The sequence below is a fragment of the Bacillus sp. TE8-1 genome, assembly GCF_008368855.1.
In the GTDB taxonomy this organism is placed as follows: Bacteria; Bacillota; Bacilli; order Bacillales; family Bacillaceae_G; genus Bacillus_A; species Bacillus_A cereus.
Window position 1 is genome coordinate 155,172 of sequence record NZ_QPET01000001.1, and the last position, 20,755, is coordinate 175,926.

A 20,755-nucleotide genomic window follows, 5' to 3' on the forward strand; every position below is an offset into this window, starting at 1 on the left:
TGGGATAGTGCTAAACATTTGGAAGGTGGAGCTATTGAAAATCCAAATATGAAGGGAATTTCGCAAGCCCTTCATTTTGGAAAAAGCGTCGCTGATAATGCTTGGGGTATGTTCACTTCTTTCTTAGCTTATAAACTAAATGAGCAAGGCAAACAGCTTGTGAAAATAGACAAATGGTTTCCTTCCACAAAAACATGTAGCAGTTGTGGGAATGTGAAAAATATGTCATTGTCTGAGCGAGTCTATTCTTGTATATGCGGTGTAAATCTCGATAGAGATTATAACGCAGCTATCAATATCAAAAATGAAGCAATACGCCTATTGGCGTTAGCATAGATAGCAATAAAATAACCCTTGGAACAAGGGAGTTAGCTCGGCTGTCTTAGGACGAATTCGTTAGCTACCAAAAGTAACGACTAACCGAGAAGCCCCCACTTCAAACAGTCCGTTAGGACGTTAAGTGGCGGGTAGTTCACTCACCATAGGTACTAATGTCGGATCTTAGGTTAGAAAATAACTGGTAGATTTGCAAGGGAACGAATTTTACTATGGTTATAAATCAATTGATCCGCTTCGATTGCTAGGCGAAGATTAGGTAGCCGCTTTAACAAAGTGCCTAATGCAATTTGTCCTTCTAAACGCGCCAACGGAGCTCCTAAACAGTGATGTATACCAGCCCCAAAGGCTAAATGGTTATTCTCCTCCCGTGAAATATTTAATTCCTCTGGATAAGGAAATATGTTTGGATCAATATTTGCAGCAGTCAAGGAGAGTAGAACTAATTCGCCTTTACGAATCCTATTTCCATGTATTGTCACATCTTCACTAGCAAAACGGCTACTAAACATAACTGGGCCAGCATAGCGTAATAGTTCGTCGACAGCGGAAGGCAGCAGAGAAGGATTTTGCCCTAGTAAATTCATTTGTTCAGGATGTTGAAGTAACGCTAGTACACCATTACTAATTAGATTAACTGTCGTTTCATGTCCAGCGATAATGAGCAGCCAAATTGTCGAAAGAAGCTCGTTCTTACTCAACTTGTCTTCTTGTTCTTTTGCTTGAACTAGCGCGCTTATCAAATCATCACTAGGATTTAGGCGTTTTTCGTTAAACAATACTTCAATATAATTAATAAACTTTTCAAGTGTTGCTGTCACTGCAGTCCCTTGACCAGGATCCACTGAGGCGTTCATCAGTTCTTGTGTCCATGCGCGAAACTGATTTCGATCATTGGCGGGAATCCCAAGCATCTCTGAAATGACTATAATGGGTAGTGGGTAAGCAAAGTCTGCAATAATTTCCATCTTTCCTTGTTCCTGTACAACATCCAACAATTCGTCGGCAATTTGCTGAATACGAGGACGAAGGTCCTCAATCATACGTGGTGTGAAGGATTTAGAGACTAGCCGACGTAGGCGAGTATGATCAGGGGGATCTACCGTAAGCATATTCGGCATATTCATAAGCCATTCAAATAGCTTACTCACTGCTGTATTCTCCTCAATAGGATTCTGCTTATCACGAGGCGGTGTGAATTTTCGTAAATCTTTGATAAAACGGGAATCTTTCAAAATTGCAACCACATCATCATAGTGAAATGCAACCCATGCCCCTCCCATGCCATAAAAGTCATCAATGCGAAAGAAACGCTCTTGTTGCTCCATGAGGTTTTTATAGAACATAATGGGATTACGCATAGTGTCCGGCGAGTTCAAATCGTTAAAAGTTAGTTTTTTCATTAGTTTCCTCCTTATCAGTATAACTATTGAATGCTTTAACATTAACCCTAATCTTTACCGTACTATTCTATGACCGCTCATGTTACAAAAATGATATATCTAATTCATAGAACGATTCTGTTGCAATGTTTCTCAAGAAATCAATATAGATAAGGAAATATGACTAAATATTATGCAGGTATTAGGAATCAACATATCGTTAACAAGCAAAGATTTTGAAGTAACTCCATAATAAAAAAGTTCTGGAAGTCAAAACTCTACTGTTTTAAATATTTACATTCTCCCTTATTATAGCAACGTTAGTACTAATCCAAGTTGACAGACATGTGACTTGACTCCTATGATAAAACTCAATTTGGTGAACAAGTATGATTTCGGATACATATCGGATGGATATTACATAAACTTGTGGATACATGGTTTTGGGATATAACTTGAACTACCCCCACTTTCACTTCGTTTAGAAGTGAGGGATTCCTAAGTAAAGAGTTCTATCGAACTCTAATTGGTTAGGCTAACCCCGCAGTCCTTGCGGTTAGAAGCCTTATTGCTTCATTCTTTATATTGATACTTGCGTTAATATCCCTATCATGGTGTGTACGACAAGAAGGACAGTCCCATTTACGTAGGTTCAGATTTTTAACGTCTTTGTTTTGATATCCACAACAAGAACATAATTGGCTAGAAGCAAATGTTTTCGATACGACAATGACTTGTTTGCCATACCATTTTGCTTTATATTCCAACATGGTTCGAAACTGTGACCAAGATACTTCACTAATTGCTTTTGCTAACTTATGATTCTTTAACATATTCGATACTTGCAAATCCTCTATACCGATAACATCGTGGCTTTTGATGATTTCAGTTGAGATTTTGTCTAAGTAATCTTTTCTAGCATTTGATATGTATTCATGAATTCTAGCTACTTTTACTCGTTGTTTATTCCAGCGAGAAGATCCTTTCATTCTTCTAGAAAGAACACGCTGTGCTTTCGCCAACTTATCTTCTAATGATCGGAAAAACTTCGGATTTTCATAGGGTGTTCCATCTGACAAAATGGCGAAATCTTTTAGTCCTACATCTATCCCAATGTAAGAATGTGTTTTCGGAAGTTCTTGCACTTCTGTTTCAACTAACAATGACACAAAGTATCTACCAGAAGGGTTGCGTCTAACCGTAGCATTTAAAATACGTCCTTGTACTTCACGACTTTTGGCAAATCGAACAAGACCTAGTTTTGGCAATTTTATTTTGTTTCCTACGACAGCAATGTTTTCATTTGTTTGTTTTGTGGTGTAAGATTGTACGTTGTTTTTCTTAGATTTGAAACGGGGGGCACTAGTTTGTTTTTTGAAAAAGCGTGTATAAGCATCCGCAAGGTTGCGAACAGACGACTGAATCGCAATACTATCCATTTCTTTGAGCCAAACAAATTCTTTTTTTATGGCAGGGAGTTTTGCAGAGCATGTACCATATGTCAAACCTTTCCCAGTTTCTTTGTATGCGTGATCCCATAGAGATAGGAAATGATTGAATACAAAACGAGAACAGCCAATTGTTTTATTAATTAGGGTTGCTTGTGTTTTATTTGGATAGATACGAAATTTATATGCTTTATTAATCATCATTCATTTCACCTCCATTTCGGCATGTGTCTATTATACAACAAACATACATTCGATAGATAGTGAAGTAACACTTTATGTATATCGAACAATTAAGATGGCTTCCTGCCATCTCTTGTCCGAAGCCAATTCATCTCCCACCTACTCACTTCGCATTCCTTGAGGAAGGAGTCTTCTTGGCTAAAATGATAAATTACGGAAACTGCAAGTAAATTCTCACCCTTAGTATGCGAATTTACTCGGTATTTTTATATAAAGTGCCATTAAAATAATGTCAGCATAAGAACCATCTTTGAACCTAATTTGGTTTATTTGCCTACCTTCTTCTCTAAATCCTAGTCTCTTGTATAAATTTATAGCCCGTTCATTGTTTGAAAATACATCCAGACATATCTTTTCTAATCCTTCTTGTTCTTTTGCCCATTCAATAAAATGGGATAGTAACTTTGTTCCAATACCCGCATTACCGAATTCTGGTTTGATCCCCATTCCAAATGAACCGGCATGGTGTAAACGCATATAGAAAGATCTAGAAAAAGATAAAAAACCGATGACTTGATCATTAAATTCTACTACTAATGTTAATCCTCCATTTTCTTGTCCTGTTTGTATCTTTTTTTGATAATCTTCTGCCTTTTCTTGCGGCTCTTCAGGTGATCGAAGAAAAAAGTTTGTCGTTTCAACAATCTTATGTTTTATCACAACTATTTCTCTTGCATCTTCTACTGTCGCTCTACGTATGTTCATCATATATTTTCTCCCCCTTTATTTCCCCTAAATAATAGCAAGTACTTAAACTAATTTAAAGAATTAATTTCCAAAAGACTTAAATTAACCTTAATAAGGGATAGTACCCCCATTGCCATCAACTTAAGAAATTGGTAGCTCCCCAAAACGAAGAAAATGAGTTGACTTCTCATAAATCACGGTAAAACAATAATTTTTTTGTTTTGGGGGCACTTCAAAATTTTAGCTTGGTGAGCATGTGGCGAGACCCCTAAAAGTAATAATCGTTACTTTGCTCTAATAAAAAGTCATATAAAAAAGAAACGAAGTCAATTTGACTTCGTTTCTTTTTTACTAATTCTTTTTTTCTAGAATACGTTCAACCTCATCAACACTTAACTTGCTTGCTTTAGGAATTGTTTCAATTGGTACACCAAGTTCATGCATACCGTTAATTATTTGTATTTTCCCTTGCTGAATTCCTTCCTTTTTTCCTTCATTACGAGCATGAGCAAACTTTGCAGCTTCATCCATCAACGCTTTCTCCCTTGCTTCATACGCTTGTCGGAAAGAAGAATCTTGACTCATACGTTCCCATTTGTTCATAGCTTTTTGTAATATCGGGTCTTGGTTCATCGTAATATCCTCCAATGTCTGGGTTAATCGTTCATCTTCATTCGCTGGAAGTAGTAACAACCAGCGAACAAACGAATCTTCCCAAGGATTTACTTGTTCATTACGCCACTGTTGCATTAATTTTGGAATTTCCACTATATGAATTTCAATATCATCACTTAACTTCTTTTGTTGCTGTTGATTCCATAGGATTCCTGTTGTATGAAATGCTTCATATTCTGGAAACATCACAAAGTTTAATAAATTAAGCGTAATGGTTTTGTGAAGGGAACTATATGGCATTCCCTTTTGTAATTTGGATGTATATAGCCTTCCCCAGTAATATAAACTTCTCTTAATCATGTCATGATTGTTATTCAACTGTATTTCTAGATTTACCTTTGTTCCTTTATCTAATGTAGCGGAAATATCTAAAATCGATAATTTATCCTCTCCGTGTTCTCGGTGCAAGTGTGGATCTTCTAATTGTAACGAAACAATGGGCGATTCTAAAGAATCCTGTAATATAGCATTAAAAAAAGCAATGAGAATATCCTCATTTCCACTTGTACCAAATAATTGTTAAAAAGCAAAATCAATGCGTAAATTCACTAATTGTTGGTTGGACATGGGTTTTCCTCTCCCCATCTCATATGATGTTTTTCTTTCATTGTACATAAAAGAGTGATTCATATACAAATAAGCTCTTATATCTGTGGACATAAGAGCTTATTTGCTACCATACATAATTAACAGATTAGTTGGCTGTCATAGAAATTGAAAGATTGCCTACTGTAAGGAAACTCACATTTAGTATACAAAATACGAACAAAAATGCCAATACACAAATGTATTCAAGACAGTATATGACATTTGAAAAGTTGCTTCTAGATTTCTTTAAAAGCGTTTTTCATGAAACTTTACTTTTTACTTGTTTACGGGCTATCTTATGATAACGCCCATGCTTTACTACCTGTCTAGCATCAATTAACTCCTCTTCCATCATATCTGAAACCTCTACAACAATGGTATTCGTTAAAACTCTTACCACATATCCAGTTAATTGCAAGGAAGGATTCTTACGATAAGAAAATTGAACGCAATCACCAATTTTTACTTTTGCTGTATGTTTCATATAATAACCTCCTAAATTATAATTAATCATTCAGTAGATTTTTATGTTTTGTTTCTTCATACTGCTTAGCAAGTTTGTAAAACGAAGAACGTTTGATACCATATTTCTTCATGACTCCTACTGCTGTAATGCCACCAGACTTCCATTCTTTATAGGCTTCAATAAATTCGGCTGTAATTTCTACTGGAGGACGTCCTAACCGCTTACCTTTCCTTTTAGCTAGAGCAATACCCTCCACTTGTCGCTGTTTAATATCATGCCGTTCTTTTTCTGCAAAAGCAGATAAAATGGTAAGAGTTGCTTTCTGAATAGCACTTTGAATAACATCATTTGTACTCTTACCTGTGTAATTTACATTAATGAATGGTTCTTTTATAAATTGTAAATTAATCTCATGCTTTTCATAGTATCTGAATTCCTCTAGGACATCATTCATGCTCCTTCCTAGTCTAGTTAAAGAATCGAATACAATGGTATCACCTGTACGAGCAAGACGTTTTAACATTTGATAATTTTCGCGTTGAATATTTCTATCAGATTGTTTATCGATAAAAATATCTCGATCTTCTATCCCTAAATCTTTCATATTTCGAATTTGTCGTTCTTCATTTTGATCTTTACCGGAAACTCGTACATATCCAAATGTTTTATGTTTCATTTCATACACCTCATCAATAATTATAACAAAAATATCTGTAAATGTTCATGGAATATACAGACATCCGTAAAATTTAAAACCAACCTTTATAGACACACAAAATACTTCCCACATCTTCGAACACATATTAATAAAAACCCATTGATCTCATGTACACATACTGTGATTAATGGGTTTTATCAGTTTAACATTCTATATGTTTTGTAAAACTCATTTATTAAATAAAAAAATCCCTTCACGATTTGTGAAGGGGTCAGTATACATTGAAAGGGTACTTCCATTTTAATATGTAAAAGAAAAAACTCGTATTGATAAAATTAACCTTTTTGTTTTTTGCCGTTTTTAATATAAAGAAACTGTAAGGATTAAATTCATTCTATAGTCTAAAATATTTTTATTAATGAAACCTGTTAAAATACAAAATTTTAGTTAGCAAACGAGAAATAAACACTTCATTATTATTTCTGCTATATTTAAAGGGCTTTTTTCTAATACAATAAGAAAAACAAAAAGAACTTGTAGAAATCACTACAAGTTCTTTTTGTTTTAAAGCGAATACACGGGACACATAAATTATCTCATTATTCATAACGGGGAAACCATATTGATTACGGCTTGATTTCATTATATAACAAATATTAACATCCAGGGTTTTAATATTTGAAAATTATGTGAATTTATAATTAAAAATCCACCCTTCCTCTAAAAATTTATCGTTACAAGTTTTCTTAAGGTTTTTTCTTCATGAGAAGTAATTAACTTTTAAACTCTTTCTAATATTCAAAACCACTATTTGTAATCCAATCCATATTTTATTGATACCAATCTAGTTACAGGTATGCTACAATCCATTTGAAATATTGCTTTTGGGAATGCAATTGCTATTATAATCGCAATTTATTTTCTGCAAACTGATTGGGTGTCAGCCCAAATTGCGGTTCTATTCCGCAGTCCTTAACAAATTGTTAAGGACTTTTTTTAGCATTTTCAAACAGAAGACTCCTTCCTCAAAAATGTGAAGGTGTGAAACACCAATTTTAGGTAGCGATGAGCGTCGGTTGGCATATAAAAGAATCCATGATAGTGCTTTTTCTAAATGAATATGTTACTCTTTAACGGCTGGTATTTATCATCGTAAGAAATCCAGTAACTTCATCAAAAAAATGCTCCTAGATTGATCTAGGAGCATTTTTTATGAAACATTATTTTTTATTTGCCTTTGATTCACTTTATTATAGTAACCGTGTTTTACTACTTGCCTAACATCATCTACTTCAAATCCAATTATCTCTGTAATATCTACAACAATTGTATTCTGTAGAACACTGACTACATATCCGGTTAATTCTAAATTAGGATTTTTACGATATAAAAATTGAACGTAATCCCCAATTGTTACTTCTGTTTTATGCTCCATTTGGTACCCCCTGAATCATCCTTAATTATTCGTTAGGTTTCCCTTTTTTTACTTCTTTATACTGTTTAGCAAGTCTATAAAATGTAGAATATTTAATAACCTATTTCTCAATTGCTTCTACTACATTAATTGTATTGAAAAATTTTAGTTAGCAAATTAGAGATAAATACTTTATTATCATTTCTGCTATATTTAAAAATTTTCACTTTAAATACAATGAGGCGTATCACCACATGCCCATCAACTTAAGATTTTAAAGTAGCCCCTAAACGAAATTTTTTTAAAAAAAATTGATTGATAGTAAACAAGAAAGGTTGGCAAATTACCAATCTTTCTCGTTTGGAGAGTTTTAATTTTCAGTTATCAAACCAAAAATAACCAAAATAATATCCTACGCAGTATTCTCCTCATGACTTTTTTTCTAGAGTTTAACGGTTTTTGAGAATCTTTGTAACAGAACCCAATATTTCATTTTAAATAACTTTAGGTATCAATAAAGAGAATTTATCATCCTTGCAACATTTAAATAATCAGAAATTTTAGATGAATAAAGGGATTGTATGATAATATATTTATATGCATTACTTTTCCATATTTACAATAAACTTACACACGATTAAAAATATTGAGGGGATTCATTAGTGGTTAATAATACGTGTGAAACTAGAAAGTATAATTCAATACATAAAAAACGTTTTTATAATTCTGTTTTTTCAATCCCTTTAGTTGCTTTAGCTTTATTTATATTATCTTCTGTACAACTAGAATTAACTACTTTTTTGCTTATTACTTTTGTTTCTGTTGTTATAGTGCTCTTTCAATTGATTTATTTTTATAACAAATGAAAAGTTCTGTAAAAATTTAAATTTTAGTCAGTTACTAATAACAGTTCTAATTCATTGTACACCGAAAAGAAGGAAGCGTTCCTTTTGTCAAAATGATAGCAAGCATCTAATTATTACGCTCTTCTCCGCAGAAAGTGAGGTTCTGACCATGACGAGACGTTCAGAAGCTGAACATTGGAACGAGGTGTTTGCCGATGTGAATCTCAGCAAGCCGCAAGTAGATTTTTGGCTGGAAAAATACGAGCCGATGCTAGAATTGGCCCCAGATGGACCGGTCATTGATCTTGGCTGCGGATATGGCAGCGACTCTTTGTTTTTAACAGAACGAGGTTATCGGGTCATCGCCTGCGACTTCTCCTCTGAGTCGTTGGCGATTATACGCAAATATGTGCCAGGCGTTGAAACAAACCTATTCGATATGACAGGAGGATTGCCGTTTCCGGATGGTAGCGCGAGGGCGGTTGTCGCGGATTTGTCCCTGCATTATTTTCACTGGGACGATACTGTTTCTATTGTTAGCGAAATTGCGAGAGTTGTCGGCACTGGCGGATTGCTGCTAGCCCGCTTGAATTCCACATGCGATGTTCATTACGGTGCCGGCCAGGGCATCGAATTGGAACCCCGTTATTACGAGCATGAGGGGCGACGGAAACGTTTTTTTGACGAAGCAGATATGCGTCGGTTGTTTGACGGATGGGCGATCAACGTGTTGACTGAAACGGACATGCACCGCTATCGGAAGCCGAAAATTTGCTGGGAGATGGCAGCTTGCGTCCGCTGATGGCGGGGGCTGTGTGTGCCGACGAACTTGCCGATGTGAATCCGACCGTCGGGACAGCTGGTCGAAAGCAGCCAGACAAAGAGACTCAAACCTTTTTTGTTCCGCTTATTGACTAGTTTTTTGGTTATAAAGCAGGATTAGTATAAATTTTCCTCGAACAGAGTTAATTAAACAACTTAAAACTACATTGAATACATGTAAACAAAGTGACAACCATTGATTTAACAATGATTGTCACTTTGGAGTTAAGATAATCGGAAAAAAACCACGCTAAGCAAAAAATAAAATAAGCCATCCATTTGGACAGCTCATTTACATAATTCTCGTTATTGGAAGTGTGTTTAAGAAATATTTTAAATTTACTTGTTAATGAGATGGAATTTCGGAAATGAGAATTTACAAAGCTAAAGGGATGCAACATGTAAAAAAGCTCAATTTCAAACTATAATGGCTAGAAATTGAGCTTAAATTAATGGTGTAAATTCGCATAATCCTGATATGATGCTATCCCTTAGTTATTTTTTTAGCTTGTTGACTTAACATAATTGTAATTGCTGATGCTGTAACAATACCTGTAATCAGGCATTTATACATATCTTTAAAGATTAAACCAAGTAGTACACCAATAATTACACCTAAACTCAAGATAGAAATTCGATTTCTTTGATCCATTTATTATTCCTCCATTTTTTTTAACAATACATTAACTTTGTGAAGAGCAAAATTTAAATCTGTTTGTTCTTCATTATTTAGTTTCATTAAATTCCCACTGAAGTTTTGATAGATTTTAGTCCATTTTTGATTTATAACCTCCTTACCTGCTGGTGTTAATGATATTAAAGAGGCTCGCTTATCTTTGGTATCAGGAATTTTCTCAATATATCCTCTAATTTCTAGATCCTTGATAACATTTGTTAGTTGTTGCTTTGCTATATTTAAACCAATACTAATGTCTTTAATATTTAATACTCTTTGTTGCATGTATATAAACTCAATTACGTGGTTCTGTATATGTGATAACTCTGTAAGGTTTTTGTTTAAGTCCCTAAAACTGTTAAAAACATTTGGTATCAAAGCAATGTATTCTTTTGCAATCTTTTCAATCATTAAAACCCCTCCTTTAGTAAATATTTTATTACTAAAATTAGTTTAAAGCAACATAAAAATATAAATATAGTAAATTTTCATTTACTATATTGGGAAGATTTATATATGAATTTGTTTTTTCTGTGAACGTGCTCTTTGAACTGTGTACCTCATACAGCTCTAGTTAACATAACGTATCATTATCGGGAGTCAATGTATTTTAGAAACTATCAAAAGCCCTCCAGTTTAATTGATCTGGAGGGCTCTTATGTTCACATAATCAAGTGTTATCGGAAGTAAATACATGTGTTTTACTTAACATTAGATAGATGAAATAAGGGAATTAAGCACTGATTTTAATTGTTCTTTCGTCGTAGGATCTAGGATTTCTGCTTTACTATTAATCTTGGTTCCTACGACACCAATTTGTAAAGTGCTTTCTTTTGGGATATTTGCTTCAATCATTTGTAATGTGAGCATTATTGATTCATGTGCTTTATCTCCACCTGTAATACGTGAAGAAGCACTAATAACAGCTACTGGCTTATTCATAAACTCTCCCGATGATACAACCCAATCAAGAGCATTTTTTAGAACTCCTGGAACTCCCCTCGCATACTCAGGGGTACAAATTATTACACCATCAGCTAGTTTAAGTTGTTCACGTAAGTCCTTAACTGAAGCAGGAGGATCATCTGTATCTGCTTCAGGACTAAAGTATGGGAGATGTTCTAATCCTTCATAAAATTGAAAATCAATATTTTCGGATTTCAGATTAGAAATAGCATATAAAACGTTTGTATTAGAGGAATTCTTCCGTAGACTTCCTGAAATAGCGAGTATTTTTATTCTGTTTTCATTCATAGTATCATCCATTCTATTTACAAATTTGATTTTTAAATTCCCACTATTTTTCAAACCCCTTAATATTCCATCCTTCATAATCATACTGTTTTTGAAATGTCGTGTTCAACTAATTCGCTCCATCGGTTGAATAAAGAACCCTGTATATTTTATACATGTCAAATTTACATAACGTTCTATTATCAGTAGCAAGAAAAAAGACGTCCCTCTACTCTCACAAAGGAAACTCCTTTTGTGTTCTATCTACCTATATAATTTTTTATACATCCCTATTATAGTGCGCCTTTAATCAATAGTAAGAGGATATATATCTATGCGCTCTTATTACTAATTGGCATTAGAATTGCTGCTCCCACAAGCAGAATATCTGAAAGACACTCATATAAGAGTGTCTCTTCTTTATGCAAAAAATTATTTTTAAACAAAAACTCTTTATAAAAGAACGTAAGTTCGTATATAATAAGAACAAACGTTCTTATTATTTAGGGAGGAATAACAGTGTATGACTATTCTATCTTACCGAATAGAATCATCTTATGTGTGGATTTACGAAGCTTTTACGCTTCAGTAAGTTGCATCAAAATGGGGTTAGATCCTATGTATACAAAATTGGCAGTAGTCGGTGATGTAAATAGAAACGGTTCAATCGTTCTAGCTGCCACTTCACCATTAAAAGCTTTAGGTGTAAAAAAGATGGCCAGATTATACGAGATTCCTCGCAGAAAAGACATTCTTGTTGTAAATCCAATTATGGGTACTTACATAAATTGCTCCAATTACATAACAAAGCTAGCTTTGCAGTACGTTCCTATTGAGGATTTTCACCAATATTCCATCGACGAGTTCTTCATGGATATTACAGATAGTATTCATTTATTTGCTAATGATCCCTATGAGTTTGCGTTGAAATTTAAACGTGAAATATATGCGAAAACACGGATCGAATGCACAATAGGAATTGGCCCTAACCCTTTAATGAGCAAAGTGGCTTTAGATATTGAAGCAAAGAAGAATCAAACCGGCATTGCTTATTGGAAATATGAAGATGTCCCAACAAAATTATGGAGCATACAACCGCTTAATACATTTTGGGGCATTTCGTACAAAACGGAAGAAAAGTTGAATCGAAAAGGAATACATTCTATAGGAGATTTAGCCAATTATCCTCTTAAATATTTAAAACAGAGCTTCGGTAAGATTGGAGAAGAATTACACTTACATAGCTACGGAATTGACTTTAGTCGCATTTCAGAAAAATATGTTCCTGCCACAACTTCTGTTGGGAAAAGCCAAATACTCATGCGCGATTACACAATAGAGGAATTTCCGATTATTCTACTGGAACATATTGAAGAAGTTTGTTATCGGCTTAGAAGACAAAATAAACTTGCTCAAACCGTTCAATTTTCTGTTGGTTATAGCAAGAGTTATAACGGTGGTATTAGAAAAACACATACTTTAAGTCGTCCAACTAACCTAACTATGGATATTTATAAGATCTGTACATACTTTTTACATCAACAATATACTGGAGAGCCCATTCGCAGCATAAACATATCCTTAACAAACCTCCTTCAAGAAGGAGAAGAACAAATTTCTCTTTTTGATAACATAACGCAGCGAGAACAAGAAGTAAAATTAACAAAAGTAATGGATGAAATACGCACAAGGTTTGGGAAGAACAGTATATTGCGGGGAATTTCCTACACGCATAGCGCTACAGCTAGATATAGAAATACATTAATAGGGGGACACAAATCATGAATAACGCTAATATGCCAAAAGGAAGAAAAATGGTCAAGTGGACTCCGTTCGCTGCATTAACATCTCAATTTGATGGGATTCGTGAAATGATTAAGGAACAAAACAAAGTAACCCGTCCGATTTTAACAACTGAGGAAAAAGAACGAATTGAAAACATGCTATTATGTTCCTTAATATCTGAAGAGGAAATAATGATTACATATTATGAGGATGGTTATTTACTCACTAGTTATATGACCGTTGTTGATATTGATCCTTCAAATAGCGCTGTTATATGTACGGATGCTTTTTATAATAATATGAAACTGCACTTTTCTAATATAATAGATGTTAAATGAAGTGAATTGATGTAATCACGTTTGGATTATTAAAAAGGAGTGTAAAAATGCAAGGGAATCAGATAAGAAAGAACGCCGCAGGAGCAATTATTCATAATAGTATTAATAGCTCTCCCTTTCTAAATATACCTATGATTATTAATAAGAAAGACGTAATTATTTATGAGGTGTTAAGCGCTGGTTTTCAGGCTAATGATGCAGTAGCAATGATAACAACGGATGGTTTTGCTACACCCAGGGGAAATGCACCAATCGTAACAGCAAAAAACAATTAAACTAGATAAAACAGCTACTGTGCTAAACATCAGTTTAGACATAACAATAATATGGCCGCCTAATCATAAAATGGTTCCGATTACAGCTACAATTCATGCTTCTGATGGTACATCAGGAATCAATTCAGTAGTGTTAACATCCATTACCAGCAATGAAACACTTCAATCTGATGATATTCGGAATGCAAATTATAATAAACCTATTAGTGGGTCCACTGACTCCTTTAGTCTTCGTGCAGATAGACTGGGAAGTGGAAATGGACGTATATACACTGTGACATACACTGCTATGGACAATACAGGGAATGTTACAACTAAAATAGCTACTGTAACGGTTCCTCATGATCGATCAAAATAAATTAAGTAGAAGGGTTCCTATCCTATATCTCTCATACAATCTTAGATACCGTTCTTATTGAGGTCCCGCCCCATCGCTATCAAGCTAAGATGTTGCGGTACCCCAATAAAGGTGCAGATTCAATCATATTTAGTGCATCTGCACCTTCAATTTTTTAGTTATCTTTTTTATGAATTTATTTTTGTACATATGCGTTTTATATAGAAATTTCTAATAATAAGGAAGTAAATAAATTGAATACAAAAAAAACTTACTAATACAACAATTGAGCTTTGAATAACGGACATTTCCCTACTTATGGTTTGTCCTAATTGATGCAAAGTTAGAAATGCAAAACTGCTGTGAATCATAGCTACTACAATGGGTAAGAAAAATAATATCATCATTTGTGTTGTTATAATTTTCTTTAACTCTTTTTGACTTAAACCTAATTTTGAAATCATTTGATACTGCTCTTGATCACGTTTTAAATCCGTAAATAGACGGAAATATAAAAAACTTATTGCAAATGCGAAGAATACAACTCCCACCAATATACTTGTAATAGAAAGCAATCCATTTTGTTGTTTTAGTTCAAGCCATTTCAAACTCAAAGATGAAAAAGTATAAGAATCGTCTAATTTCGTACCAACAGATTTCATAAGATTTTTCGAAACTGCAGTTGTTTCAGGCCAATTTTTTATAATAAAACCGTATATAGTGTAATCTTGCGAGATAGCAACATCTACAGTTTTAATATTTAGGACTTCATTGTAAACAGCATCAGAGATAATAACAGTTTTAGCAAGCATCTCTTTTAATTCTGGGATAGTTAATGTTTTTTGAACAGTAACTGGTACTTCTAGTTCACCATGCCTTAACACAAAAGGTTTTAGATCCTCTACACTTTTGTGTTTTTTCATTGGTAGTATAACGATACTTTCATTTTCATTTGTTAATTTTTCTATTTCATATCCTAGTGTTTTAGCGTATTCATTATACGTAGAAAGATTAATTAATCTAATGTCATTCTGTGTTATTTTAAATTTTGCTGTTGCAAGTTTATAAGAAAATCCAGATTTTTCTAATTGTGTTTTTATCTCTTCAATATGAGATTTTTCTAGTGGATTTCCCCAATCCGATCTATAGGTAAATGCAAATGGGGTCTCATTTTTTGCTAATTCAGGATTTCCGATAGCTGTACAAGCTCCAATTGCTGTAAAAGATACCGCAGATATAATTGTAACCATAAAGAACGTTCTCGCATTATCTTTCATTCGGAACGCTAATTCTGAAATAACAAGGAGATTGGTTCTTTTAAAGAATGTAGTTTCTCTATTTTTTAAATTGTATATCACATATAGACAAAATTGATGAAAGAAAATATAAGTTCCGAATATAATAAGCGTGACCCCTGATCCAACGATTAGTAATACTTCATTCCCACTCATATAATTAATTGCGATTGCATCGATACTGTGGTGGACAGAAGTGTAGCCTGCTCCAATTAAGATTATGGCCAACAAAGATAGCCAAGCAGACACTTCAGGTTGAGGTTTTGGTTTTTCTTCTGATTTTATGAGTTCTACAAGCTCATTCATTTTCACCATTTTTGATGTAAACAAAGAAATAAGTAGAAATAAGATAAAAAAAGATAGAGCTGTTACTCCAATAGCCTTTAATGGAAAATAAAATGGTAACCTATGCTCTACTGCCAATAAAGACCCACTAACTAGTAAAAATAATTTAGAAAAAACCATCCCAAGTCCAATACCCACTAGTATAGAAGGGATTCCAATCAACATGTTTTCGAAAAAAATTAATCGATAAAACTGTTTATGAGACATTCCATGTAACATTAATAATCCAAACTCTTTTGTTCTATTTTTTAAAAATGCGCTAACAGAATAGAAAATAAATAAGAAAGAGAAAACAAAAATTAAGTAATACGATAGTTGAAATCCTATTTTCCCAAATGTGCTCATTATAGTACTTACATGAGTCAGTTCGCTTTTTAGATTTGGATGAAAGAAAAGTAGACCATAAGTAAAGAAAATCATTACCGCAAATATGCTACTAAAAAAATACCCAAGGTATATTCGTTTATTCCGTATAATATTATTAAATGCTAGCTGTCGAAAAGTCATTTTTACTCCCTCCTAACATAGAAAAACTGTCCATAATATTTTTATAAAGTAATGGACAATTGTCATTGTGAAAATTTCATTATATAACTGTCCACCATTGTTGCCTTTTCTTCTATATTTAATTGTGTTAATATCTCCATTACATCTTGAGAGAGTTTAGTATCAAAATTCCCTGTTAGCTCATCGGTAAGAATCAATTTAAGAGAATGAATGAGTGCACAGACAATCGCTGTTCGCTGTGCTTGTCCTCCTGATATTTCATATGCTCGTTTATTTATTCTTTTCACATTCAGGTCATCTAATACGAGCGGAAGAACCATCTTCTCTTTTTACTGTTAATGTATACATGAGATTGGCATATAAATGCAGTTTCGTCTATTATAGACACCCTAATCATCCATCCATTAGCTACTGAAAACACTTTGTTCCAACTGTATGATTAGGATGTATGATAATAAGTTGAAAAGTGATAAAGAAATCCGTAATCACAAGTGCGTTTTTAAAAAAATGTATAAATAATATTCAAAATCACATATATCTTGGCCGTACCTGTGTCTGCGAAATAAAGCTAAATTATTGGTAGAAAGTTAATACGGATTTTTATTATTAATTAATATACTCCCTGATGTTGGCAAATCAACAGTAGAAATCATATTCAATAACGTTGTTTTTCCACTACAAGAAAGGCCCATAATCCCAACAAATTCTCTTCTATGATTGTTAAATTCACATTTAAAAGTGCTGTATGCGAAACTTTACCTGTGTATTCTTTATTAAGATCTTTTACTTTTACTATATTCATAGGATAAATCCCCTCCAAATTTACAAATTAAAAATGAGAGTTGATAGATGATGTCCCCTTCTCTTTAAATCGTTTCCGTACCCTTGCATGCACTATACAAACAAAGGCGAAGTCTTCAAAACAGACTCCGCCTTTCCCATGTATCATGGATTACAGCCAGTACTAGTAGTCTCATATTATTTCCTTGCGGAAATAGGTTGAGACCAAATATCTTCGTCATTATCATTTACATGTACCTCAAAGACATATATAGGTTGAGAGAAACCTTTTGTATCAGTGTAGTAATCTATATTATATTTTGTAATGAATAATGTATCGCCTGCATTGAAAGATCCTATAGGTTCGAATTCTCCTTGTTTCAGTTTTTGAAATGCTTCCTTTGGAGAAAGAATTTCGACATCTCGAACAGGTGATTTTTTAGTAATGGAATCTTTGTAAACAGGTTTTTTTTTCCTTTCTTCTTTTAACTCTATTGATGTTTTTATCGTAACGTGAGACATATCTATTTTTGTATTGGGATCAATAGGCATATTTCCAAATTCTTTCATATGGTACGAAATAATTATTCCGAATGCGATGAGAATTACTGTAATAGGAAGGAATAAATATTTCATCATCTGTGTATGCGCTTCTTTTTTCTTCAACAATATAAGAACTATGTTTAACACAGAATACCCTAGCATCATTCCTAAAATATTATGGAGTAAATCAACCAGTTCCATACTTCCACGTTGCATTGTAAATTCAAGTATTTCAATTAATAAACTTGTTATAATTGCGCTGGTTAACATCCATTTTACTTTTTGAAAAACATTACTAAATAAAGGGAATAAAACTCCTAATGGAAAAAGCATACCAATATTCACAATGATATGGAAAAAAGAAGAAAATGAAAAGGTATTCCATGCTTTTTTATAAACACTAAGTACATCAAAGTCAATTGTTCTTGCATAAGCTATATCATCTGAACGACCAAATGAAGTAGCTGATAATGCAAGAGAATAATATCCTATTATTAATATCAATAATATAATTTGTTGTACGGTAAACTTTTTTTCACCTTTACATACCTTTTTATATACTACAAAATAGCTTAAAATAAGTATAAGAAGGAACAAAAATGTGAGTTGTATCGTAGGAATTGCAAAACTAACGAATAGTTCGGAAATAATGTTCATTTTAAACCTCTGTGTTTTTTATTTTTTTCTGACAGAAGACTCCTTCCTCAAAAATGTGAGGGTGTGCAACACTAATTTTAGATGGAAGATGAATGTCGGTTGGCCTAAGTCAATCTGTTCGCCACTATATACTGGTACAAATCATTCTTCAACGTTCTATCGCTCCACGCTTGTCAAAGTTGTGACAAGCAAGCTAAAGTAGAAATTGGGATAAATCAACGTACAAAATACTTATGTTCTCACCACAGGGACTATAGGTAGAGCCTGCTAAGATAACTGGTGGATACATCGGTGTTCTCAGGAATCGCCTATTTCCAACAGTCCATTAGGTTCCGTGTTGGGTAATTTAAATAATATTCTAGATAAAATAACGAAGTATCGTTACCTCTAGTAATTATTAATCCAGAATTATACCGGTATCCATGTGGTTCTCTCTAATTGATGTATACTTAACGAAATCATCTTTTCGAAAGGTGATAACTTCATCAAATTTTTCAATTGAATTTTAATGCAGTACTGCTCCTGCGACAAAACCTTAATGGAAAGACATAAAAATCACCTAGATTCGCACCACATTTTTTCATGAGTGTTTCTGTTATTCATTATAGTAGTAAGATTTTTTTTCTCATATTGAATTTCCTTTCATTTTACTTACACGCTTGTAATGTTTCTGAAAATACAGTCTATAAGATTATCAGTAATGGTTCTTTTTTGGGGAGATAGCGAAGAGGGAATTTTCATTTGCACTTTACTATACCGAACTAGATTTCGTTATAGTTTTTATTAGTAATTCATTGTATCTTCTTTACCAAACACGTATAAAAATCAATATTATGAAAGTAAACTACTGGCTAAAAGTTTACATTGGAGTTTTGAAAAATTTATAACTAATTTTGTAATAAATTTTTCAATATAGATATACTTGATAATTATGGTTCTAATATTCAAAATTAACAAAAAATAAATTATAATAAAAATATGATGTTTATCCTTTTGTTTACTCCTTGTGCTAAAGATAAGATCCTGTTCCCGGATCTTATCTTTTTATTTTTGGATTTTAGATACAAAAAAGGAATCCTTAATAGCTTAAGGATTCTGCAACAAGAAAGAACAAACATATAATAATAAAAAGAATTACTTATATTATAGTTTACATAGTAAGTGTAGAGCTTGCTTGTTTGTAGATTAGTGTTGTTTGCCATGAACCAGATTAATTAGGGGTAGCACCACATGACCATCAACTTAAGAAAACAAGTTACCCCCAAAACGATAAAAATAAATTTCAGGTCGATAAAAACACAAAATTTCCATTTAGAGAGTACTTTAAAATCTTAGCTTGATGGACATGGGGATGTTTTGCTAGCTTGATAGCAAAGCATCCCCTTATATATAAGGTTTTTCACTAAAATAGGTCGCCAGTCATTACAGTCATAAACTCCTTAAAAAACTGTTCATAATTCATTTGTATTGCAATCCTATGTTTGGGACGATTACCGAATGTTTCTGGTTCAAAAGTAGATCTAAAATCTCCTATACTTTGTCCTCGTACAGTATCAAGTGCATTAACCGTCACTGCTGATTGATGGTATGTAAAAATATCATCACGATTAATCGCAATCAAAGTGAGCGCATCATGAACCGGGCTACCTTGTATTCCAGGAACTTTTTTTTGATAAAACTGATAATAGTAATAGTCTAAAAGAGGCTTTAAAAACTTAGTTTTTCCTTTAGAGTGAATATAATTGACCATTTCTGGTGTTACGATAGCCGATTGTGTAACATTCAAAGGATAAACTGATAGATTCTTTGCGTATCTCATTACAATATTGGCCGCTACAGGATCGCCATAAAAGTTAGCTTCGGCAATGGGAGTAACATTTCCTGGATATATAAAAGCTCCTCCCATAATATAATAAGAATGTACATATTCCATCACATCTCCATAAAGGAGAAATAAAGTTGCAAGTGAAGTTAACCTTCCGGTATTCACGATAATAAGTTCATTTTTATACTGCTTAATAAGTGTGAGAACCTCAAAAAAATTCTCAAATGTTTGAAGCTCTAGTCCTGGGTAAATGGGCCCTATCCCAAATTTACCGTGAACTTCTGGATAAAAAGTTTCAGCTTCTGAAGACATGGAATGCTCCGCCCCACCAAAAACTTTTATATATTCTTTTCCTACACTTTTAAGTAAAAAGCGAACATTTCTAACAACTTCAGCTTTAGGTACGTTCCCATAGTCTGCAACAATTCCTATAACATCAATTTTATCTGTCAAATGCGCATATATGATAGCTATCGTATCGTCAATTCCGAAATCTCCAAAAAACAGTACTTTTTTCCCCATACAATGTTGCTCCTTAATTTTACTAGTTTTTAAAACGGATTATAATTATGTATCGTAGTATAAGATTGTTCCC

The 20,755-nt window shown here is 33.4% G+C and carries 17 protein-coding genes and 3 pseudogenes; 6 read left to right on the forward strand and 14 right to left on the reverse strand.

The window, feature by feature from the left end:
- The coding region (locus DN404_RS30840; protein ID WP_255444852.1) for an RNA-guided endonuclease InsQ/TnpB family protein at nucleotides 1-336 on the forward strand (336 nt) is incomplete at its 5' end.
- Between the two features lie 170 nt (nucleotides 337-506).
- Here the strand turns inward: DN404_RS30840 and DN404_RS00785 are convergent.
- The 7 genes and pseudogenes from DN404_RS00785 to DN404_RS00825 all read right to left on the reverse strand — a co-directional run bounded on the left by DN404_RS00785 (nucleotide 507) and on the right by DN404_RS00825 (nucleotide 7,918).
- Nucleotides 507-1,739, reverse strand: coding sequence for a cytochrome P450 family protein (locus DN404_RS00785; RefSeq protein ID WP_149214591.1), 1,233 nt, complete (start codon nucleotides 1,737-1,739; stop codon nucleotides 507-509).
- Nucleotides 1,740-2,248: 509 nt separating this feature from the next.
- Nucleotides 2,249-3,370 carry an IS200/IS605 family element RNA-guided endonuclease TnpB gene (gene tnpB, locus DN404_RS00790; RefSeq protein ID WP_149214592.1) on the reverse strand — a complete coding sequence of 374 codons (1,122 nt, stop codon included), beginning with the start codon at nucleotides 3,368-3,370 and terminating at the stop codon, nucleotides 2,249-2,251.
- Between the two features lie 219 nt (nucleotides 3,371-3,589).
- On the reverse strand, nucleotides 3,590-4,117 hold the full coding sequence (locus DN404_RS00795; RefSeq protein WP_149214593.1) for a GNAT family N-acetyltransferase: 528 nt from the start codon (nucleotides 4,115-4,117) through the stop codon (nucleotides 3,590-3,592).
- A gap of 330 nt (nucleotides 4,118-4,447) precedes the next feature.
- Nucleotides 4,448-5,338 (reverse strand): annotated as a pseudogene (locus DN404_RS00800) (Rpn family recombination-promoting nuclease/putative transposase).
- A gap of 280 nt (nucleotides 5,339-5,618) precedes the next feature.
- Nucleotides 5,619-5,843 carry a DUF2187 family protein gene (locus tag DN404_RS00805; protein ID WP_000683046.1) on the reverse strand — a complete coding sequence of 75 codons (225 nt, stop codon included), beginning with the start codon at nucleotides 5,841-5,843 and terminating at the stop codon, nucleotides 5,619-5,621.
- 22 nt (nucleotides 5,844-5,865) lie between these two features.
- Nucleotides 5,866-6,501: a recombinase family protein gene (locus DN404_RS00810; RefSeq protein WP_098294966.1), complete on the reverse strand. Its 636-nt coding sequence runs from the start codon at nucleotides 6,499-6,501 to the stop codon at nucleotides 5,866-5,868.
- Nucleotides 6,502-7,693: 1,192 nt separating this feature from the next.
- On the reverse strand, nucleotides 7,694-7,918 hold the full coding sequence (locus DN404_RS00825; protein WP_149214594.1) for a DUF2187 domain-containing protein: 225 nt from the start codon (nucleotides 7,916-7,918) through the stop codon (nucleotides 7,694-7,696).
- 993 nt (nucleotides 7,919-8,911) lie between these two features.
- Between DN404_RS00825 and DN404_RS00830 the strand changes: the two genes are divergently transcribed.
- Nucleotides 8,912-9,544 carry a class I SAM-dependent methyltransferase gene (locus DN404_RS00830; RefSeq protein ID WP_179951844.1) on the forward strand — a complete coding sequence of 211 codons (633 nt, stop codon included), beginning with the start codon at nucleotides 8,912-8,914 and terminating at the stop codon, nucleotides 9,542-9,544.
- A gap of 504 nt (nucleotides 9,545-10,048) precedes the next feature.
- On the opposite strand, the gene DN404_RS30385 is transcribed toward DN404_RS00830, so the two are convergent.
- The 3 genes from DN404_RS30385 to DN404_RS00845 form a co-directional block, all read right to left on the reverse strand.
- Entirely contained in the window at nucleotides 10,049-10,216 is a 168-nt protein-coding gene (locus DN404_RS30385) for a hypothetical protein (protein ID WP_179951845.1), read from the reverse strand.
- A gap of 3 nt (nucleotides 10,217-10,219) precedes the next feature.
- Nucleotides 10,220-10,651 carry a MarR family winged helix-turn-helix transcriptional regulator gene (locus tag DN404_RS00840; protein ID WP_149214596.1) on the reverse strand — a complete coding sequence of 144 codons (432 nt, stop codon included), beginning with the start codon at nucleotides 10,649-10,651 and terminating at the stop codon, nucleotides 10,220-10,222.
- A 300-nt stretch (nucleotides 10,652-10,951) separates the two neighbouring features.
- Complete coding sequence (locus tag DN404_RS00845) at nucleotides 10,952-11,494, reverse strand: NADPH-dependent FMN reductase (protein WP_098281115.1); 543 nt, start codon at nucleotides 11,492-11,494, stop codon at nucleotides 10,952-10,954.
- A 498-nt stretch (nucleotides 11,495-11,992) separates the two neighbouring features.
- On the opposite strand from DN404_RS00845, the gene DN404_RS00850 reads away from it, so the two are divergent.
- From DN404_RS00850 to DN404_RS00865, 4 genes and pseudogenes are all read left to right on the forward strand, one after another.
- Nucleotides 11,993-13,258 (forward strand): Y-family DNA polymerase, encoded by a 1,266-nt coding sequence (locus tag DN404_RS00850; protein WP_149214597.1) that lies wholly within the window; start codon nucleotides 11,993-11,995, stop codon nucleotides 13,256-13,258.
- A complete protein-coding gene (locus DN404_RS00855) occupies nucleotides 13,255-13,596 on the forward strand; it encodes a YolD-like family protein (RefSeq protein WP_149214598.1) in 342 nt (113 codons plus the stop codon). Before DN404_RS00850 ends, DN404_RS00855 begins: the two co-directional genes overlap by 4 nt.
- Nucleotides 13,597-13,643: 47 nt before the next feature.
- Nucleotides 13,644-13,868 (forward strand): annotated as a pseudogene (locus tag DN404_RS00860) (hypothetical protein); the annotation flags it as partial.
- Between the two features lie 22 nt (nucleotides 13,869-13,890).
- The gene (locus DN404_RS00865) at nucleotides 13,891-14,229 is read left to right on the forward strand and encodes a hypothetical protein (protein WP_149214599.1); all 339 of its coding nucleotides are present in this window, start codon (nucleotides 13,891-13,893) and stop codon (nucleotides 14,227-14,229) included.
- 167 nt (nucleotides 14,230-14,396) lie between these two features.
- On the opposite strand, the gene DN404_RS00870 is transcribed toward DN404_RS00865, so the two are convergent.
- The 4 genes and pseudogenes from DN404_RS00870 to DN404_RS00895 all read right to left on the reverse strand — a co-directional run bounded on the left by DN404_RS00870 (nucleotide 14,397) and on the right by DN404_RS00895 (nucleotide 20,682).
- Nucleotides 14,397-16,355: an FtsX-like permease family protein gene (locus tag DN404_RS00870; RefSeq protein ID WP_149214600.1), complete on the reverse strand. Its 1,959-nt coding sequence runs from the start codon at nucleotides 16,353-16,355 to the stop codon at nucleotides 14,397-14,399.
- A gap of 62 nt (nucleotides 16,356-16,417) precedes the next feature.
- A pseudogene (locus DN404_RS31220) lies at nucleotides 16,418-17,157 on the reverse strand (ABC transporter ATP-binding protein).
- A gap of 176 nt (nucleotides 17,158-17,333) precedes the next feature.
- Entirely contained in the window at nucleotides 17,334-18,335 is a 1,002-nt protein-coding gene (locus DN404_RS00885; RefSeq protein WP_149214601.1) for a VanZ family protein, read from the reverse strand.
- 1,402 nt (nucleotides 18,336-19,737) lie between these two features.
- Nucleotides 19,738-20,682, reverse strand: a complete 945-nt coding sequence (locus tag DN404_RS00895; RefSeq protein ID WP_149214602.1) for a nucleoside hydrolase — start codon at nucleotides 20,680-20,682, stop codon at nucleotides 19,738-19,740.
- Between the last annotated feature and the right edge of the window lie 73 nt (nucleotides 20,683-20,755).

What these genes read in the sequence shown, in the direction of transcription:
- DN404_RS00885 (WP_149214601.1), bottom strand. Translation starts at nt 18,335, where the DNA reads ATGAACATTATTTCCGAACTATTCGTTAGTTTTGCAATTCCTACGATA.
- DN404_RS00825 (WP_149214594.1), bottom strand. Translation starts at nt 7,918, where the DNA reads ATGGAGCATAAAACAGAAGTAACAATTGGGGATTACGTTCAATTTTTA.
- DN404_RS00855 (WP_149214598.1), top strand. Translation starts at nt 13,255, where the DNA reads ATGAATAACGCTAATATGCCAAAAGGAAGAAAAATGGTCAAGTGGACT.
- DN404_RS00810 (WP_098294966.1), bottom strand. Translation starts at nt 6,501, where the DNA reads ATGAAACATAAAACATTTGGATATGTACGAGTTTCCGGTAAAGATCAA.
- DN404_RS00830 (WP_179951844.1), top strand. Translation starts at nt 8,912, where the DNA reads ATGACGAGACGTTCAGAAGCTGAACATTGGAACGAGGTGTTTGCCGAT.
- DN404_RS00845 (WP_098281115.1), bottom strand. Translation starts at nt 11,494, where the DNA reads ATGAATGAAAACAGAATAAAAATACTCGCTATTTCAGGAAGTCTACGG.
- DN404_RS00870 (WP_149214600.1), bottom strand. Translation starts at nt 16,355, where the DNA reads ATGACTTTTCGACAGCTAGCATTTAATAATATTATACGGAATAAACGA.
- tnpB (WP_149214592.1), bottom strand. Translation starts at nt 3,370, where the DNA reads ATGATGATTAATAAAGCATATAAATTTCGTATCTATCCAAATAAAACA.
- DN404_RS00840 (WP_149214596.1), bottom strand. Translation starts at nt 10,651, where the DNA reads ATGATTGAAAAGATTGCAAAAGAATACATTGCTTTGATACCAAATGTT.
- DN404_RS00795 (WP_149214593.1), bottom strand. Translation starts at nt 4,117, where the DNA reads ATGATGAACATACGTAGAGCGACAGTAGAAGATGCAAGAGAAATAGTT.
- DN404_RS00805 (WP_000683046.1), bottom strand. Translation starts at nt 5,843, where the DNA reads ATGAAACATACAGCAAAAGTAAAAATTGGTGATTGCGTTCAATTTTCT.
- DN404_RS30385 (WP_179951845.1), bottom strand. Translation starts at nt 10,216, where the DNA reads ATGGATCAAAGAAATCGAATTTCTATCTTGAGTTTAGGTGTAATTATT.
- DN404_RS00895 (WP_149214602.1), bottom strand. Translation starts at nt 20,682, where the DNA reads ATGGGGAAAAAAGTACTGTTTTTTGGAGATTTCGGAATTGACGATACG.
- DN404_RS00785 (WP_149214591.1), bottom strand. Translation starts at nt 1,739, where the DNA reads ATGAAAAAACTAACTTTTAACGATTTGAACTCGCCGGACACTATGCGT.